We start from the raw sequence: 18,855 nt of genomic DNA, 5'->3' as shown, positions 1-18,855 counted from the left end.
TTTGAAAAGTATGGCAAAAGTGTTTATCATGATAGTTCTTATGGTTCTTTTAGTTGTGGTCGCCATAAGTTTGCTGTTCAGAACTTGAATTGCGTGCAAGTTACGTAATACCTTAGTTACTTAAATTTACTTTCAGGTCTGAAAGTAAAATTTAAGACCACGAACTTGAACCAGAATAGTATAGTAAAGGGGGTAATGAGCATGGCGTTGATTTCATGGAATGAAAGTTTTAGTGTTAACATTAAGGAGATTGATGAGCAGCATAAGAAGCTTGTTTCCATGATAAATAGACTGCATGATGCAATGCTTGAAGGAAAGGGGAAAGAAATTATGGGCGAATTGCTGAATGATATGGTTGAATACACAATAACTCATTTTTCAACGGAAGAAAAACTTATGGAACAATATAACTATCCGGGATACATTAAGCACAAGGCAGAACATGAACAGTTTGTATCCAAAGTTGGTGAGTTTAAGAAAAAGTATGAAGATGGACAGCTGACGTTAACAATGGAAGTCCTCAGCTTTTTAAAAAGTTGGTTGACAAACCACATATTAAACTCAGATAAGAAATATGGTCCTTTTTTCAACAACAAAGGAATTTACTGATATTTTTTATATTCCAGAAGTATTGTCCTTCAAGGGTATTATGTCTTCTGATATACTTTGTCCTTTAGGTTGATACATTTAAATTTGTCATTGAACTCCGAAGGTAAAGTCTCACTTTTACCTATGATCAAGTAACCTCTGTTTACGAGAGCATTGTAGAAATCATTGAATATCTTGGATTTTTGCGAATCGTTGAAATATATGATCACATTTCTGCAAAAAATTCCGTCAAGATATTTAGATACAGGAGTGTCAGTGGTCAGGTCATGTCTTTTGAACCGGATATGTCTCTTCAGAAAACTTTTCACTCGATATCCATCGTCTTCTTTTTCAAAATATTTGTAAAGGAGGGTTTTATTCAGATTTTTCAATTGTGATGCGTCATAATATCCTTCTTTTGCCTTTTCTAACGAGTCCAAATCAATATCTGTTGCATATATCGTAAACAACCAGTCGCTGCCGAGAGATTCGTAGATGCATATTGCAATGCTGTATGGCTCCTCACCATTCGAGCATCCCGCACTCCAAAAACGTAGCATGTTGCTTTTAACCTTGTGTTTTCTGTTAGCAATATCTGGCAATATCCTCTCCATGAAAAACTTGAATGGGGTTACATCTCGCATAAATTCTGTTACATTTATGGCAATTGTATTTATCAGCTCTTCGATCTCTTTTTTACCGTTTTTTCTGAGAAAACTGAGATATTCTTCAAATGTTTTGTTTCCCGTAGCTTTCATTCTCAGCTCAATACGCCTTTTTAAGTAACTTTCTCTGTACTGGTTTAAGTCTATGCCCGATTGTTTTGATACGTAGCTTATAAGCATCTTGAATGCTATATCCATAGTTCTACACCGTTGCTGTATCTAACGAGCATTTTCCCACTATCTGTATAGAAGTAAACTGATCTTCCAACTTCTCCTCCAACGTCTTCTGAAACGATTTTTATTCCCTGACTCTCCAAGATGTTTTTTATTGCATCAACATTTCTTTCGCCAATTTTAAGCAAATTCATGTTCATGTGTTTGAATATCTGTGCTCCCCCGGCAAGTTTTGCGACAATATTGCTCTCCTTACTACCGAGCCTCTTCATTGCGCTGAGCATCATTTCCACGGCATGATCTGCATACTTTGCACTTTTGACGGTACCATTCTTGGAATTCGGAAGCATGACATGTGCAAGACCGCCAACCTTGTTGTATGGGTCATAAAGTGCAAGACCGATACAGGAGCCTAACCCTATGGTTTTAAGTACTGCCAGTCCTTTTACGACTCTGAACTCACCTATGCCTATTAAGTGTTCGTGGATCATTTTACCATCTCTAATAGCTGCATTATATATTCAAAGAATTTTTCAGTTGGTATCAGCATTAAGAGAATGTCTACTGCATTATCTTGATCTACCAGGTCGGTTTCGAAAATTATAAGGTTGTCAGTTCTATCGGCAATCTGTGCGAGGAGTGCGTCAATGACCGCAACAGAGTAATCTTTGGCATAGCTGGGTGGAGTGGGGATCAATACAGTATCGAGCATGTTTGCAATCCCATCACAGAAATGGGATGCAAGAATATTCGAGATTTCCATTATTGTTGATTCGACCATGCTTTCATCACTTGAGTCACCTATCAACAGTTCGGCGAGCTTGTTTGGAGAATCCTGGGGAAATATCATGTATAGAAATCCAGAATTATCATTATCTATGGTGCTAAGCCCCACAACAGTTCCAACCACTATCTCATCTGGTTTTATGACTTTATCCAAATTTGAAAATTTCAGCAAATATACCTCTGGCACCGTTATGTTTATCGGTCTGCCAAGCATCGTGGCTAAGGCTGTAGATGCGTTCCCAACTCCGATATTACCCATCTCTCTTAAAATGTCAAGTTCTTCATTTGTTAGGTTTTCGAACTTGGACACATTTTCACCCCCCAATCAGTGTTGAAACATCAAGAATTGGGACTACTTTTCCATCGCCCAGTATCGTGACTCCATTGAAACCTTTAATCTTGGCTAAATGACCATAGAGCGGCTTAATTACTATTTCCTGCTGATCTGTTATAGCATCTGCAATCAAAACATATTTCTCATTTTCTTTTTCTACAATGATGCCAACTTCTTTTTCAGATTTTGAACCATTTATCTTGAAAAGATCCCTCAGTCTAAATACTGGAACGAGTTTTCCCCTTACCAGTAGAAACTCCGAGCCATGAATATTTTTGACGGAATCGCTCGTTACATATATTGCTTCAACCACGTTTGATATTGGAATCGCGTATGTCTCGTTTCCAACCCGTATGAGGAGCGATTTTATAATGGCAACTGTAGGCGGAAGCTGTATTCGGATTTTTGTGCCTTTGCCTTTTTCAGAGAATAGTTTTACTGATCCTCCAAGTTTTTCTACAGTGGTTTTCACAACGTCCATGCCAACCCCTCTTCCGGAGATCTCACTTGCTTTCTCCTTTGTAGAAAAGCCAGGCATGAATATCAGCATTTTTATGTCATCTTCATTCATCCTTTCTGCTTCATCAGGTGAAATCAGACCCTTCTCAATAGCCTTTTTCTTAATCTTTTCTGTATCCAGTCCCTTACCATCGTCTTCAATTTCAATGATTATGTAGTTCTTATCTCTCCAAGCTGAAAGCCGTATTTTTCCAACTTCACTCTTTCCAGATGCTTTTCTTTCATCGGGATACTCAATGCCGTGATCTACGCAATTTCTGACTATGTGTATTAGAGGATCATTAATCTGATCAAGGACTGTTCTGTCGAGTTCCGTATCAAGCCCCTCCATGATAAGTTCCACTTTTTTACCAAGTTTTTTAGCAAGGTCTCTCACCATTCTTGGGAATTTACTGAAAACTCTCTCCACTTTTTCCATCCTCATTTCCATAACTTCGTCCTGCAGGTTCGAAATTATTTTGTCCATAATAGAAACTGCCTCCTTGAGCTCAGGGATATCGTAATCAGAGGATATCTGCAGCAATCTTCCCTTGTTTATTACCAGTTCACCAACCAAGTTCATGATAGTGTCCAGCTGGGAAATACTTACCCGTATAAATTCAATTTTCTTTTCTTTTTTCGGATGTGGGGCAATGTCTGCTTTTGTTTGAACTGATGAATCGCTCTTTTCTTTTCTATTTGGGGCATCTACTTGCTCTTTCGACTCGAGTTTGGAGTTTTGAGATACAATCTCTTCAACCTCGAATTTTTCAATTTCTCCGATTTTCGAGAGGACCTCATTTATATCGTGTAATCTATCCGCCTTCATCAGTACTGTAAATCGGCCATCAAATCTCTCACTGTCCATCATATCTTCGTCAGGAACTGTTCCGACAATTTCTCCTATCTCCTTAAGAGATTCAATAATCAGAAGAGCCCTTACAGACTTCATGACACAGTCTTCTGCTAAGGTTATGTTTATGCGGATATTGGCTTCGTCTTCGTGTATTCTTTCAGTTTTCTGGCGTCCTCCGGTTTCAATTTTCACGTCCTCTTTAAGTATTCTCTGGAGTTCAGTAATCACCTGTGATATATCCTGGTGGTCATTACCCTCCTCTTCTATTTTATCGACAAGGACTTCGAGCAAATCAATAGCGGATAGAAGAACATCCACAATATCGCTGGTTATCTGAATTTTACCATCTCTTACTGCTCCCATTACGTTTTCAAGCTTATGACATAGCTCTTCAACTCTTTTATAACCCATAAAACCTGCCATGCCTTTAATTGTATGGGCAAGCCTGAAAATCTCATTTACCGCCTGAAGGTCTCCTTTTTCAAGATCAATGAATTGCTGATTCATGGCATCTATGTATTCTCTCGTCTCCTGTATGAATTCCTCCTTGAACTGTTCCATTTCATCCACAAATCATCACCTCAAGACGTCTAACAATCTCCTCGGCAATCTCGTAAACCGGTTTCACGACATTTATTGCACCAATCTCAATTGCCGCTTTTGGCATCCCAAAAACAACACACGTATCCTCACTGCTGGCGATAGTGTACCCACCGAGCTCTCTGATTTTTTTCAGCCCTCTTGCCCCATCTTCACCCATTCCTGTCAGTATTACACCAACAGTGTCTCCACCATAAACCTCTGCCAGATATTCAGCAGTCACATCTACTGAGGGTTTTACGGCATTTACTAACATGCCGTCGATTATTTTTATTCTGGTAACGTTCATTATCTTTTTTACTCCCATGTGATACCCACCAGGGGCAATGTACACCACTCCATCTTTCACCCGTTCGTTATTTTCAGCCTCTTTGACATTTATGTCAGATATATTGTTCAGCCTGTCTGCAAGCTGTCTTGTAAATTGCGGTGGCATGTGCTGGACAACGAATACTGGAGCTGGTAAATCGTCTGGCAACCTAGGGATAACCATTTCAAGGGCACTGGGTCCACCCGTTGATGACCCGATAAGAACCGCCACGTCCCTGTTTTTCTCCTTCCAGGTCCCCTTAACTGGACCTTCTCTAATTTTCTTAAGCTTTTGAAGTCTTATCAAATTGGGTGGAGTCTTCATAATTGCGCGTATCTTGGCCAGAAGTTCGTCTTTCACCTCCGATATGTCTATCGCCACTCCATCCGGTTTGGGTACAAAATCCGTTGCACCCAGTTTAAGGGCTTCTATTGTTTCTTTGGCGCCTTCTTTGGTGTATGAGCTAAACATTATTACGGGGGTAGGTTTCTTTTCCATTATGAGTTTTAGAGCAGTTAAACCATCCATAACAGGCATGTTGATGTCCAAAACTATGATATCCGGTTTTAACTGGAGCGTTTTTTCAACAGCCTCAAGACCATTTTTGGCTGTGACTGCATCGATGTTTTCTCTGGACAATAGTTCGGAAACAGATCTCCGTATCAGTGCCGAATCATCGACTACTAAAACTTTCATATTCCTGCCACTCTTTTGAGTTCCTCAATAACTTTCGGAGCCTGGAAAGGCTTTACGATATAACCCTTAGCACCGAGTTTAATTGCTGTTTTGACCATCTGTTCCTGTCCAACTGCAGTACACATGACAATTTTAGCGCTTGGGTCCATCCTTTTTATCTCCTTGAGTGCCTCGATCCCGTTCATTTCTGGCATAACAATATCCATTGTTACTACGTCAGGTCTCAGCTGTTTATACATCTCCACAGCCTGTTTTCCATTCTCGGCCTCACCAGCTATGTCAAATCCCCCTGTAAACAGTATATTTCTCAGCAGTTTTCTCATAAATGCTGCGTCGTCCACTATCAAAACTTTCGGCATTTAGATCACCCCACCACTTTTTTCATAGCATCATTTACGAGATTTACCCCTTTGGGGGTCAATTCTATTTCTTTCCGTATTTTAACAACTTTGGCTAATCCTAATTCTATTAGGCGGTCATAATATCTGTTCAGTTCTTCCGTAGGTATCCCCAATATTGACTCTATACCTGCTGAATCCACACCCGAATAAACCATTGTGAGTATCTGTTCTTCTATCTCCGAGAGCTTCTCTCTTGGTTTTTGCCTGTCCAGTAACTGGTTTATATATTGGTCAAGTAGCTCCAGCGTAGTTTCAGGACACAAGACATAACTCGTAATTACTTCATTTTTCTCTACATGGGTTACCTTTAACACTGCACGTTGCTTTTTATTTACTGTCTTAAGTTCTTTGCCCACCGACCCCAGATTATCCCACGGAATTCTTATCTGTTTGTTGGGCGATAGGAACCATATTGCATTTTCAGTGATGGCAAGGTATCCTTTTTCCCACCTTGCATCGCTCACGATTACTCCACCACGAATAGCGGGCGAAATAAAATATACTGCAAAACGATCCGCCTTTAAGTTGAATGTGAGAAATCTAAAAATCTGGCCTTGTTTACTTCCGAAATTTAAAAAAAACTCGCCATTATTCGTCTGTAGCCTTATAGCAGTCTTGCCGTTGTAACTGGTTAATTCAACATCTTTTATCTCCTTGAATAGGATATTCAATCCACCAACCATTATAGCGTCATTATATAGTATGGCCTCCTTTTGAATCCATCCGTTTTCATACAGTTCCACAGGCGTTTTGAGTAGAACTTTTTCCGGCATAGTCACTTCAATTTTTCATATTCTTCATCGCTCAGAACTTTATTCAGGTCAATCAGTATTAAGAGACCATCCGGTAGCTTTCCAACGCCTTTTAGAAATCTTGCTTCACTCCGGGAAGTAATGACTTGGGGAAGCTCCTCAATTTCCGAGACTGGAAGGTACTTGACTTCAGTTACATTGTCGACCATCATGCCAATTACTGCATTATCGTATTCCACGACTATAATTCTTGTATTGTTGTCTATTGGTTTTGGTTCCATGTTAAAACGCTTTCTGAGATTGATTATTGTTGTAATCTGCCCTCGCAAGTTTATCACTCCTTCTACAAAATCGGGGGCGTTTGGAATCCTCGTAATCTCTGAAGGTTTGATTATCTCCCTGACTTGCGAGATATCTACTCCGTATCTCTCTTCTCCGAGTGTGAACACTATTACTTGAACATTATCGTTGCTTCTTATAACTTCCTGCATCCTAATCACCCATAAAAAAATTTAGGTGCAGTGGATACTATTTCTCATCTAACAGGTTATTGGATTGAGCAACCTTGCTTGACTTAAATGTTTCAATCATCGTATTCAACGTTTCATTAGCAATGTCTTTTATCTTTGCCATAGCAAGGTTGATCTGCTGGATTGCTGCAGTCTGCTCCTCAATCGCTGCTGAAGTCTCTTCGCTGCTTGCAGCGTTTTCTTCAGCCGTTGATGCGACTTCCTCAAAGTTCTTAGCTACCTGCTCTATCTTTTCCAGCCCCTTCTGAGCAGCATCTGCCACTGTTTCAAGCATTTTACTGATTTCAATCACAGAATTGCCTATATCTCTCGCTTTATTTAATGCTTCAGTAATGTTGGCACTGCCTTCCATACTCGCTTCTTTCACAGCGTTTGTTGCATTGATAACTTTCTTGGTTTCCTCCTGGACTTTTGAGACAATCTCATTTATCTCTTCAGTGCTCTTCCGGCTCTCTTCAGCTAGTTTTCTGACTTCATCTGCAACAACTGCAAATCCCCTGCCGTGTTCTCCAGCTCTTGCTGCCTCGATAGCTGCATTTAATGCGAGAAGGTTGGTCTGATCTGCAATCGTCTTGATTTTCTCTGTAACCTTTCCTATTTTAATGACTGCTTCCTCAAGAGCCTGCACAACACTGGCTGCAACATCCACTTCAGCAACAATCTGCTCGATTGCACTCAGTGCCTTTTCACCAACCTCCGCTGCTTTCTGTGCATTTTCCGATGCGACCTTGGAAGTATGTGTGAATTCTACAGCTTTTTCTGTGAGATCCTTGAACATTTTTTCTGATTCCTTTAGATGCACCATCGATTCGTTTGCGAGTCTTGATAGATTTTCACTTCCGGTTGCAATCTGCTGAGAGGCAGAGCTGATCTGTTCCATTCCTGAATTCATCTGGGTGAGCGCTTCGTCAGTCTCGTTAAGCTTCTCGTTGACGTTTTTCATACCGTATACAAGTTTCACAACTATATTTTCCATCTTTTCGGCAAGAGTATTGAATGTGTCAACAACATCACCAAACTCATCATCCTTCTCTTTTTCAAGTCTCACATCGAGATTTCCTGATTGAAGTTCCTTGATTCCATAGCTAAGTTTTTCAAGGTTTGACCTAACGTATTTGAGCATATCCTCGATTTCCTTTTCTTTCTGTTTAATTTCACTCAGGTCAACAACATATTCTACAGCTCCAATTATCTCTCCCTTTTCGTTTCTTATGGGTGATCCGGTGTACATTATGGGAGTTTCGTTTCCATTATATCTTGCAATTGTCTCTTCGGTTACTGACTCCCCGGTGACCATCGCTCTATGGACCGCACACTTTTCGGTATTACAGTCATCTGTTCTGAAAAGCTCGTAACATTTCTTACCTATAATGTCATCCAACTTTATCCCAAGAACTTTCTCAGTGGCATTGTTGGCAGCAGTAATTGTAAAGTCCCGATCCACCTTTATGACCGGGGTGGCAACTGCATTGAGTATTGTTTTTACTTCCTCCTCTTTCTGTTTAACCTCTGAAACATCCATGAAAACATCTATCGCTCCGACGAATTTACCGTCAATGTACATTGGAACGCATGAAACCAGTACGGGTATCTCTTCTCCGTTGACAGCTCTTGTGGTTGCTCTAAGGTTTATTACAGGTTCTTTCGTCTCAATTACTCTGTCTGCCACAGTCTTTCCACCGACAGTGTGGAAGACCTCGCTGGGGTGTTTTCCAATAAGTTCATCGGCTTTTTCGAATCCTGCAAGCTTTGCCACCTCGTCATTACAGTATCTTATGATACCATCTTCATCCACAAACAGAAGATACGCTGGATAGGGTATGTTTTTCACAAACTGCTCTATGAAGGACAATGTTTGTTTAATTTCAGTCAAATCTTCAACAGTTTCTACAACTGCGGTAAGATTACCGTTTATATCATAGATAGGTGCTGCAGTGGCCTTTACGTAACGTCTCTCTCCGTTTTTAACATCAATCCACGTCTCAACAACGTAGGCCTCATCTGCTATGTCGGACCTGTTAACAATGTCGTAGTGTTTCTCAGCATCCTTGGGATTGTCTATAATCAGATCTGCGAGAATGGGGCGCTTCTCCTTGTAAAATGGCATCCACTGTTTATCTGTACCAACGATTTCTTCAGCCTTAACACCTGTGAGCTTCTCCGCTGCCTTGTTCCAGTATCTCAGCTTGTGGTCTTTATCGACCATGAACGCAGCGACAGGGATACTGTCGAGAATCTCTTTAATTTCTTCTTCCTTCTCCTTTGTCTCGGTGACATCGATAAACGTATAAAGCACACCATCGAGTTTATTCTCCTGACCAAAAACAGGCACACATGAGATCACTGCCGGAAAATTTGTATTACCCACCATTATTTCGTCCTCGAATCCGACGACAGGTCTACCCGTTCTCAATACACGCTCGACAAGGTTACCCTCCGTTTTTGATATGATTACTTCACTTATATTTTTCCCGGTTATATCATTCGCGTCATTGTATCCTGCCAGTCTGACAAGCTCGTTATTCACATATCTGATTTTACCATCCGAATCTACGAATACTGCATAGATGGGCTGAGGTAGATTGAAAAAGACTCTTTTAACGAACTCTCTCCTTTCATTAAGCTCATTTTCTTTTTGTTTGAGTTCAGTAATATCGTAAAATGACTCAACGTAGCCAACGTAGTTACCGTCGATGTACACGGGGTATGCTTTTATTTCTGCAAAAAACTCAAACCCATTCTTGGCTATGATTTTTGCTCCAATTTCGACTGATTCTCCGCTTTTTATTCTATTGATCATCTCCCTGCCCACGTCCTCGTAATCTGGATGGATCACTGCAAAATCAGACGGTTTTTTTCCGATTAACTGTTCTCCAGTCTCATACCCTGCAAGTCTGGCAGCATTATCGTTAGCATAAGCGATTCTACCATCCCTGTCTACAAAAATCACTATTCCTGGAAGATTTTTGAAAATCGCCCTTATCAATACGGCTGAGCCATCTTTTTTACTCGTGAGCTGCTTCTTTAGAGACTCTATTTCTTTGTTTTTCTCAGAAAGTTCATTTTTTAGTTTTTTAATTTCTGTTTTCTCTTTGTTGCAGTCGTTCTCCCTTTTGGCAAATGTTCCAGATTCTATAATTGACCTGAGTCTTGAAACTGTCTCTTCGTCATTTAGAACAGAGAGGAGTTTTTCTAAATCATCCACGCTCACCACCTCAGGCAAATTAACTTCTTAAGATAATAATAAAGATTGCTTTGAGAAAGCGAATCCAAAATCCGAAAGTGGTATTGTGAAATTTCAAAAATGCAATTGCAAAAATGTAAGCACAGTGTGGAAAGTAAATTATATATCTGATTTTATGTTTAACTAAAGTAATGGATGCGCAAAAAATAAGCCCGACAGACATAAGTTTCTCAGCGATAGCTGTATTCTCCTCAGTAATGCTCACTTATCGGTGGTTGAGCCTATATGATAAATTTGATCCGGTTATAAACTTCTACTCTGCTCTTCTAACCGCTTCGCTTGTACTTTTAATCCTCAAAAGAAGATAGAATTTCATCAAAATTCTTTTTAGTTTTTGATTCATATTCATGCATTTCGTCAAGAACTTTTTTCATTTTTAGACTGCTCTCCTTGATAAAACGTATGGCCTGTTTATATTCTATCTCGTCTTCAAGTTCAGCAACGCCAAGAATGACGGCAAGAGCATTCCTCAACCTGTCTGCAAGATACTGGAAATACTCCAGATTGGCATTTAACTGATTTAAAGCGCCTTCCAGCTTTTCTCTTGCTTCAATTGATTCGACAACCTTGATCAAAAAATTCGTGAGATCACTGAAAACTTGAACAGCCTCTTCGAAGTTTTCGTCCTCTTTTATAAATATGTATATCGACGTATCTTCGGAAAGGGGCATTGTGAACAAAAAATCATGCATTGTGTTCCCATTGCACCTGCTACACGGAACAATGTTGACGAACTTTGGCTGGAAGTTTAAATATCTGCATGTGCTCACATCCTCTTTTAACATAGTATACTTTTCTGAACCATCCAGAATTATAACGGCCGTGCAGATGTCGAGTTCAGAAATTTTACTTGTAAAGTATTTGAAAATATCCTTTCTATCTTTAAGAAACCATACATTGATTGCTATTTCAAACGCTTTGAAAAGCAGTTCACTAATTCTTGCAGAGTTGCTATCCATCATGACACTCCCTGCAGGGACTTTAATTTCGTCAATATTTCATTCAATTCAGATTCAAGCTCCTCAGCAGCAAATTTTTTCCCTTTGAGGTCTCTGAGCAGGTCTATCTCCTCCTCTTCCTCTACCTGAACTTCTTTCGCAAGGCTGGAGATCAGATCATCCTCTTCATCGAATTCTATTTTCGTTTCACCCTCATCTTCATCATAGTCTTCTTCGTCAGTCTCTTCAAGAGGAACAATGGAAATCTCCTCCTCAACATCTTCCATAGACAAGTCATCCAGCTGTCCAAGCTCTGGCAATCCAGGGAGATCTTCAGTTTCCTCAGAAACTGCTTCAGGTGTGTTTATCTGACTCGCAGTATCCATTTCTTCGAGCAGATTTTCCTGCACTTCTACATTTTTCACGCCGAGTTCGTCAATTGGGCTTGCGTCGTCTGTACTGCCAGGATTTGATTCAGCACCCTTCTTTATGCCTTCTGAAGCAACTTTCTCCAGCACCTGGTCAATTTTTTTGATCTCTTCGTCCACGTTTTTCTTTATTTTTATATTTGGTAGCCTAAGGCTCAGATTATTTTTGGACAGTAGCTGTGGCACAGCAATAGCCACAACTGCGAATACGACTCCAACAATTATTTCCCACATACTCATCCACCTCCCAGTACTACCATTCTGGCCATTTTAACCCGCCTCCGCTAACGAGGGGAATGAAAACGCCCAATCTACGCCTATTGGCACAAATATGAATATTATGCCCGAAAGTATCATCAAAATGCTGATGTAGAAGTACATCATGTAATTAGCACTTCCCTTTACAATTTTCATTGACAGAGCGTTTGAGAGAATCAGAATTAGGCTGACAAAGAGTGCATACATCTCAAAAAGGCCAACTGGCACAGCACTGAAAAGTCCAAAGTTCATACCTGCCAGTCCAGTCTTGCTCATAATATCCGAGGCACTTCCAAAAGTAGAGAGTTGAGACTCAAACATTTTTGAAATCAGACTCGTGAATTTCTCAAGTATTTTTGTGATAAAAAGTATCAAACCAACCATCGAAACGTGCAGCGGGATTACCAAGTTTATAAAACCGTTAGAGATCAGGTCTCTTTTAAGTCTTAAGAGGACCATCTCCAGGTTTGAAGAACCCACAATCTCTCCGACTAAATTCGCATCACCACCCATATCCGTTGCATCAATGAATATTGGTGTAAGTTTGCTTATTAGATAGCTTCCACTCTCGCCGGTAAATTTGTCCCAGCTTATCTTTGGATCCAGTCCGAGACTCAATCTCTTATGCAATGGCATGACGAGGTCTTTCAGTTCACCCAGATTCTTTTTGTCCAGCCTTGACAGGGCTTCGGCCATTCCGACTCCAGCACCGGAAATTGTTGCACCAAGGCCTCGGATTACGCTGGTGAACGCTTCATCCCTTTTACTGATTTTCTTGTCATCCCTGTAACCAATTATTCCCAGTGGTAACAAAACGAAACCTGAAATTATAAGACCAATTCCTTTTGCATCAATGCCCAGTATTTCCATTTCGGGATTAAATACGGCAGGTAAGATCGAAAAAACAAGTAACGCCGCGAGAAAAATTGGTAAAAGCAGTACTTGTAGCCTTGAGATTGTCGTTTGTTCCTTTGATTTTATTGGCATATTGTGTGTCTTTGCGTCTTTTGGCGTCGCCTTATACAGCATAAAAACTCCAAAAAGCGAAAATGCAAGGCTTGAGAATATCGCTGTGAGTATCATTGATAGGGGATCGCTAACGCTGTAGATTACGATGGAAAGCAGGATAACCACCGAAATCAATGTGGTGGAGACAAGGATAGACACATATGCATCGGTCCACTTTCTCAGGCTTTCAAGACTCCTCTGATACTCGTCCTTTCTCACGGTCTTGAAAGTTCTCCATTCTCGCTCTATAAATTCTTCATCAGGTTCTCCAGACGCTATGGCATTTGAAAATCTGTTAAGAAGCTCTTTCAACCTTTTATGCTTTACTTTCTCTGCTATAAGCTCACATGCCGTTGCATAGTCATAATGCCAGTTTTGAGTCAAATCGCGAATTTGTTTGAAGTACTTGCTGGGACTGTATTCCTTTTTTTCGGCAACGAGTTCAAATATTTTATCTCTGCTCAGGTTTGCAGTTGATAGTGATGCCATGTATGTGAGTGTGAAAAGTAGATCGTTATCCATTAGCTTCTCTTCACTCATTTCTTTTAGTTTCCTGGCTATGTTTGCAAACAGAGGTATGTTTATTTCCTTCTGTCTGAAACTTTTTTTGGTTTTGAATATCTTAGATGTCTTGAATTCCATACGTATCCACCTCACACCTTTATGTTCAGCAGACCGCTTTTCTGTATCTTCGACAGTGTTCTAAAGAACTCGTAGAAGTCCACTACGCCTTCCTGGTGCAATTTTTTCAGTATTTTTGCTCTTTTTTCGACTTCTTGGTAAATCACTTTCTTCTTATTAGGTGGAATGCCGAGTCGAGTGGCTATCTTCTGCTCCAAAAGATACGAGCTACCAAATCCGGTAAAAACATGAGTGTCTGTTACAGGATCCCACTGAAAAACTTCGATAAATGATACTCCACCTTTTTGTGGGTTGTACCCAATTATCTCGCTTACGCTCAACACCCTTCTTACGAGTTTTCCATCAGGTCTTCTCACGGCACTCTGAATAACTACGAAGTTTAGGTTATCGATAAACGTTTTTGGAACGCTTATGGGCTCGGTTGTAAGTCTCTGGATGAGCTTTTCCACAGTGGCAGCATGAAACGTGGACATGACAGGATGACCCGTCTGCATGGCCTGAAATGCAATGTTGCCCTCAACACCTCTGATCTCTCCGACGAGTATGTAATTGGGCCTCTGCCTTAATGCCGCTTTGAGCAAATCGAACATTGTAACATCTGAGCCACTCCCTTCGCCAAGTGTACCACCTCTCGTACTGCCTCTGGTGACTTCTCTCGTCCAGTTTCTGTGGGGTACCTGCAGCTCAGGAGTGTCCTCAATGGTGACAACTTTAGCATCAGGCCTAATAAATGCTGTTATCGCATTGAGTAATGTGGTTTTACCACTTGCAGTTTCTCCGCAGATAAATCCACTCATACCTTCACTTATCAGAAGCCAAAGATATCCTGCAATCATATAGTCGAGAGAACCAAATTCTATTAGCTGTAAGACGCTAAATGGTGTTTCATTGAACTTTCTTATTGTAAAATTACTTCCGTTTTTGCTAATATCGTTGCCGTACACTATGTTAATTCTGCTTCCATCTGGCAGGGTAGCATCGACTATGGGGTCTTTGTAAGTGACTGGTTTGCCAATCCTTTCAGCAAGCTTTATTATAAATTTGTTGAGCGTCTCTTCTTCTCTAAATTCAATTACGCTTTTCAACCCTTTGAAGATCTTGTGTTCAATAAATATTGGACCGAGACCGCTGCATGAAATATCCTCTATGTATTTATCTCGAATATATGGTTCAAGAACACCGAGACCTATTTTATCCCTTATTAGTGCATATTCCAGCGCCTTGTATTGCTGTTCAGTTACATAAATCTTGTCGATTTTGGATGACCCATTTTTGCTGAATAGTCTGGACAAGAAGCCAAATTTTATTTTTGGAGATGGTGCGAGACTCAATTTGCCCTGAACATCGTTCGCAATACCTTTTTCAGCAAGCTCACTTTTATCGACGATTTCACATATCTCTTTAAGAGCATCTTTCAGAATTCTGGTTTTTACAGCCTCGTCTTCAGGATCAAATTCGATGTCAGTTATGTAATCAACAAGCTTCAGTTCTACCTGTTTCAGCAGGTCTTCAACACCAGTTAGCAGTGTCGGCTCTATTGGAATGTAGTAATTCCTGACATCATTCTTATCCGGATAAATATGAATATATATCTGCTCGTCAGCGGGGTAGATAAGATTTGGATTATCCATGTCTCCGTGCTTTTTCCTGTCGAGCTTTGGGGCAAATCTCGGTATTCCAATCTTGTCTATCGGGAGAATGTGAATATATTCAAGCAGGTGGAGATTTTTCTCCACCTCTCTTTTCATCCTTTCAGGCAGCAATCTGTAGATTCCACAGCTCTGAAGATTCTCGTGGCTATGTGTATCTTCGAGTTGCTTGGGCTTAAACGGGAAATTAGCCACAACACCCTGTTTAAGCTCCCTGGGCTTGTAACTGAATTCAAGTTTACTGTCTGTCATATTCGCATCCAATACACAACGTTTTCTCGATATATCATTCTTATGTTCTCGCCTCAGACACAGGTATGATCTTAAGGCCGAATCCAGGATGGACCTCAAAGCTTACAATATTTCCTGTGGTCTTCTTGGCCCCTCTTATTTTTGCAACTTCAAGGACGCTTACATACCTCTCACCAACCTGCTCCTTTCGAAGGAACAGATGACAGTCACATGCTGATCTGATTCTGACGAGAGTATCTTCTTTAAAAGCATGCTGGTGTAATGTGATCAATATCGTTTTACCGTTGTCTGCAAGGTTTTTCAGTCGGGTAAGGAATTCGAGCACGTCATCTTCAGTCGAATATGTTGTGAACATCGTTAATGAATCCACTATAATCACATTTTCTTTTATGACCTTCATATGGTTGGCGACCAGGTTTAGAATCCTTCTCATCTGTTCAGTACTCCAGTCAATACCTTCGATATGGACAGGAAATATTCTGACATATCCAAACGCGTAGAAGTCAGATATGTCGAGACTGAGTGATTCCATCTGTCTCAGCAGGCTTTTTATGGTGTTCTCTGTTGTATAGTATGCAATTTCCAGTCCGTTGAGGAGTCCCCCGTAAGCGAATTGCTGGCATAAAACACTCTTACCTGTATCGTTCTCGCCTTCGATTAATGTCAATGAACCTAAGGGAATTCCACCACCCAGCCTTTTATCTATTTCAGTGTTTCCACTGGTCAAAATATTCTTGTTTTCTTCATCTTCGAATATGTCCATCCATCACCACCCCCAATCAACCAACAACAAAATCCAGAACATTGCAGATCGCATTTGGAGTGCATACTTGCAATACATACGTGCCGTTATCAAGCAATACAGTCGCATTTGCGGAAGCAATTTCACCGGGGTCGAATATGTTCGGGTTGATCAGTTCGTTGACTATCGTGTAATTTGCGGTCAAATACTTTGTAATCGTGGCTCCGCTTGTTGTTGTACCATAGATGAACATGTCGAATTTATTGAAATTGGAAAACTTTTCCGCACCTGTATTTTTCACGTAAGTCGTCAGTACCCCCAAAACCGGGTCATAAGAAACATTTATCAACGTTATATCCGTTCTGAGTTTATCAATTTCAGATTTAACGCCCCCCTTATAGCCCTCAAGAGTCGTATCTGCCAGGCTGGTGTTTCCAGCTATAAGGGTGTACGCAAGGGATATTAGAAACACGGTGATTATCAATGTGGCAATAATGGTATGGAACCCCATTTACATCACCTCGAGAAAACATCACTCGCCTTTACTCCGTTATACAGTATCATTACCACAGAGTATTCGTTTTGAGGGAGGGTGGTATTTATTGAAACCATCAGTGTCTCGCCTTTGTCCCAGTAAGAATCTCCATCTCCATTGACAATGCTCGTCTGCACTTCAGGTGAGTTGAAAGAATAGTGGTAGTTATCTGTGCTGGATGTTATGAATACATCACTCATGTTTATAACATCCAGAGACAGAGAGACATCTCCTGTGTTTTTAGCCCATATTGTTACCTGCGTATCATTTGCTGAGGAAAATATAATTTCAAAGTCGGTTTTGACTTTATCGTTTAAATTGTTGCTTAAAGAAACATAAGAATGTGCTAAATCGTTTACAGTTGGAAGCATTGCCAGGCTAACGGAAGATACAGCCACAACCGTCGCAATTACAAGGATGTATGTTTCTATCACCTCCCTCATAGGTTACCTCCCCGTTTGACATATTTACATCACTATTTTTCTATCCAGTATCAGGCTAAGCACTTTGGAATCAATTGTTCTGTCCTCAGGGTACAGAATCTTGTAAAGCCTGTACAGCTCGAAGACAATCTCTTCGAAGTTATCGTTCATGACTATCAGATCAGCAATCTGTGACACGAACTCTGCCGTCTCCTCTTTTATATATCCTGCGGATTCAAAGATCCCCAGCATGAGCTTGAGAGATTCGATGCTATATTTTTCAAGCATGCCCCTTACCCAGCCCATTATTTCAAAGAGCACTTCAATATCATACTTTAAAAGCTTCTTATCAGCAAAAAGCATATCCTTGCCCATATCGTCTAATGCCCCAAACTCAGGCTGAATTACCTCCATCCCAATAGATTCACCTCCATTTGATTTTTCTTCTGATTCTACTTTATCTTGAGACGTGATATTATCGTGGAAAGGTTTAACCCCTCTCATATCTCCATTAACACCTCCCACAGGCTCAGCAGGAACCTCAGCTTCTTCTTCAGCAGGCGTTTCTTGGGCCTCTTGTGTTTCCTCTTCCATCTGTTCTTCAAGAGGTTTTCCAGGTATTATCTGTATCTGCTGAGGGGGTGGGGCCTGAGATGCAGCATATCCTAAACCTTCAGCAAGACTCTGAAGGTTTTGAAACGGATTTTCTATGTTGTTCAATGTCTCCCTTATGTCAATAAGCAGCTTTTTGATCGAACCTTTTATCAAGTCCACCTCTTTTTCCAGCTTCTCAAGCTTTCCTTCGGGAGTGTCTGCTTCAGCAGTTTTCAGGATGTCGTCTACCACACTTTCGTCTATCCCTTCCTGCATTCTCTATCACCTCTTTAGAAGAAACCCAAAAATAAAAAATAAAAGCTTTGAGTCAGTTACTGCAGCAGGACCATTGTCGGATCGATGGATGGTGGCACTTTAAGCTCGAGCGGATATGTCGCACCCATTGGTGGCTTGATTTCAATCAGGAACACTTCGTTTGGATTGAGAGTAAATCCAGCAGCTTCAAGGTCGATGTATATCTCGGCCTTCTCAAATTCCTCAAGGTAGCTGTCAGCCCCGCCGGTGTTAACGGTTGTGACCCAGTATACACCGTACTGACTTGCGGTCGCAGCATCCTGTGAAGATGTTGTGCTGGCGTTATACTTGAGTTCCACACTCTGTCCGTCCTTGGGGTTGACAATCGTTATGACTGTCTTGCTCAGGTCGATTGGCTGACCTCCAGCAGTAAGCTGGATTGTGAACACAGTTCCTTTAAGCTCATTACTTGTGGTGTTGCCGTACCCTATGACCGATCCAACTATCTCCATACTTGATGATACCTGCTGAACACCCGTGTGGACGACCTCCTGACCCTTCTGGGTCGAGAAGAAACCGGCTCCAAGCAGTACGTAGCTGAACACTGCCGCAACTGTTATGAACGCTATCAGAGTTATTGCAGCCTCAAGACCCGTAAAACCCTTTATGTCCTTAACAAACCTACCCTTCATTCTTAT

At 40.9% G+C, this 18,855-nt stretch carries 19 protein-coding genes; 1 reads left to right on the top strand and 18 read right to left on the bottom strand.

Annotation, left to right across the window (positions count from 1 at the left end; genetic code table 11):
- The first annotated feature begins 201 nt into the window (after positions 1–201).
- Positions 202–609: a bacteriohemerythrin gene (locus GACE_RS03325; protein ID WP_048093592.1), complete on the top strand. Its 408-nt coding sequence runs from the start codon at positions 202–204 to the stop codon at positions 607–609.
- 38 nt (positions 610–647) lie between these two features.
- Here the strand turns inward: GACE_RS03325 and GACE_RS03320 are convergent, their stop codons facing one another.
- The 18 genes from GACE_RS03320 to GACE_RS03230 all read right to left on the bottom strand — a co-directional run bounded on the left by GACE_RS03320 (position 648) and on the right by GACE_RS03230 (position 18,849).
- Positions 648–1,451 (bottom strand): CheR family methyltransferase, encoded by an 804-nt coding sequence (locus tag GACE_RS03320; RefSeq protein WP_048091166.1) that lies wholly within the window; start codon positions 1,449–1,451, stop codon positions 648–650.
- Positions 1,442–1,918: a chemotaxis protein CheD gene (locus GACE_RS03315; RefSeq protein WP_048091164.1), complete on the bottom strand. Its 477-nt coding sequence runs from the start codon at positions 1,916–1,918 to the stop codon at positions 1,442–1,444. The genes GACE_RS03320 and GACE_RS03315 overlap by 10 nt, the downstream gene beginning before the upstream one ends.
- Positions 1,915–2,523: a chemotaxis protein CheC gene (locus tag GACE_RS03310; RefSeq protein ID WP_148305908.1), complete on the bottom strand. Its 609-nt coding sequence runs from the start codon at positions 2,521–2,523 to the stop codon at positions 1,915–1,917. Before GACE_RS03310 ends, GACE_RS03315 begins: the two co-directional genes overlap by 4 nt.
- 4 nt (positions 2,524–2,527) lie before the next feature.
- Positions 2,528–4,462 carry a chemotaxis protein CheW gene (locus GACE_RS03305; protein ID WP_048093588.1) on the bottom strand — a complete coding sequence of 645 codons (1,935 nt, stop codon included), beginning with the start codon at positions 4,460–4,462 and terminating at the stop codon, positions 2,528–2,530.
- A gap of 1 nt (position 4,463) precedes the next feature.
- On the bottom strand, positions 4,464–5,507 hold the full coding sequence (locus GACE_RS03300) for a chemotaxis-specific protein-glutamate methyltransferase CheB (RefSeq protein WP_048091162.1): 1,044 nt from the start codon (positions 5,505–5,507) through the stop codon (positions 4,464–4,466).
- Entirely contained in the window at positions 5,504–5,866 is a 363-nt protein-coding gene (locus GACE_RS03295) for a response regulator (RefSeq protein WP_048091160.1), read from the bottom strand. Before GACE_RS03295 ends, GACE_RS03300 begins: the two co-directional genes overlap by 4 nt.
- Positions 5,867–5,871: 5 nt before the next feature.
- Positions 5,872–6,681, bottom strand: coding sequence for a CheF family chemotaxis protein (locus GACE_RS03290; protein ID WP_048091158.1), 810 nt, complete (start codon positions 6,679–6,681; stop codon positions 5,872–5,874).
- A 2-nt stretch (positions 6,682–6,683) separates the two neighbouring features.
- Complete coding sequence (locus GACE_RS03285; protein ID WP_048091156.1) at positions 6,684–7,151, bottom strand: chemotaxis protein CheW; 468 nt, start codon at positions 7,149–7,151, stop codon at positions 6,684–6,686.
- A gap of 37 nt (positions 7,152–7,188) precedes the next feature.
- The gene (locus GACE_RS11385) at positions 7,189–10,395 is read right to left on the bottom strand and encodes a methyl-accepting chemotaxis protein (RefSeq protein ID WP_158413792.1); all 3,207 of its coding nucleotides are present in this window, start codon (positions 10,393–10,395) and stop codon (positions 7,189–7,191) included.
- 326 nt (positions 10,396–10,721) lie between these two features.
- Positions 10,722–11,396 carry a histidine kinase dimerization/phospho-acceptor domain-containing protein gene (locus tag GACE_RS03270; protein ID WP_148305907.1) on the bottom strand — a complete coding sequence of 225 codons (675 nt, stop codon included), beginning with the start codon at positions 11,394–11,396 and terminating at the stop codon, positions 10,722–10,724.
- Positions 11,393–12,034 (bottom strand): hypothetical protein, encoded by a 642-nt coding sequence (locus GACE_RS03265; protein ID WP_048091150.1) that lies wholly within the window; start codon positions 12,032–12,034, stop codon positions 11,393–11,395. Before GACE_RS03265 ends, GACE_RS03270 begins: the two co-directional genes overlap by 4 nt.
- A gap of 36 nt (positions 12,035–12,070) precedes the next feature.
- Positions 12,071–13,708, bottom strand: a complete 1,638-nt coding sequence (flaJ, locus tag GACE_RS03260) for an archaellar assembly protein FlaJ (protein WP_052400199.1) — start codon at positions 13,706–13,708, stop codon at positions 12,071–12,073.
- Between the two features lie 11 nt (positions 13,709–13,719).
- Positions 13,720–15,609: an ATPase, T2SS/T4P/T4SS family gene (locus tag GACE_RS03255; protein ID WP_084063656.1), complete on the bottom strand. Its 1,890-nt coding sequence runs from the start codon at positions 15,607–15,609 to the stop codon at positions 13,720–13,722.
- A 40-nt stretch (positions 15,610–15,649) separates the two neighbouring features.
- Entirely contained in the window at positions 15,650–16,372 is a 723-nt protein-coding gene (locus tag GACE_RS03250; RefSeq protein WP_048091148.1) for an ATPase domain-containing protein, read from the bottom strand.
- A gap of 16 nt (positions 16,373–16,388) precedes the next feature.
- Positions 16,389–16,862 carry a hypothetical protein gene (locus GACE_RS03245; RefSeq protein ID WP_048091146.1) on the bottom strand — a complete coding sequence of 158 codons (474 nt, stop codon included), beginning with the start codon at positions 16,860–16,862 and terminating at the stop codon, positions 16,389–16,391.
- A gap of 5 nt (positions 16,863–16,867) precedes the next feature.
- Positions 16,868–17,329, bottom strand: a complete 462-nt coding sequence (locus GACE_RS03240; protein ID WP_048091144.1) for a hypothetical protein — start codon at positions 17,327–17,329, stop codon at positions 16,868–16,870.
- 24 nt (positions 17,330–17,353) lie between these two features.
- Positions 17,354–18,178 carry a hypothetical protein gene (locus GACE_RS03235; RefSeq protein WP_048091142.1) on the bottom strand — a complete coding sequence of 275 codons (825 nt, stop codon included), beginning with the start codon at positions 18,176–18,178 and terminating at the stop codon, positions 17,354–17,356.
- 56 nt (positions 18,179–18,234) lie between these two features.
- Positions 18,235–18,849, bottom strand: coding sequence for a flagellin (locus GACE_RS03230; protein ID WP_048093582.1), 615 nt, complete (start codon positions 18,847–18,849; stop codon positions 18,235–18,237).
- Positions 18,850–18,855 lie beyond the last annotated feature (6 nt).

The sequence above is a fragment of the Geoglobus acetivorans genome (genome assembly GCF_000789255.1).
GTDB lineage: Archaea > Halobacteriota > Archaeoglobi > Archaeoglobales > Archaeoglobaceae > Geoglobus > Geoglobus acetivorans_B.
This window is presented reverse-complemented; position numbering and strand designations above follow the sequence as displayed.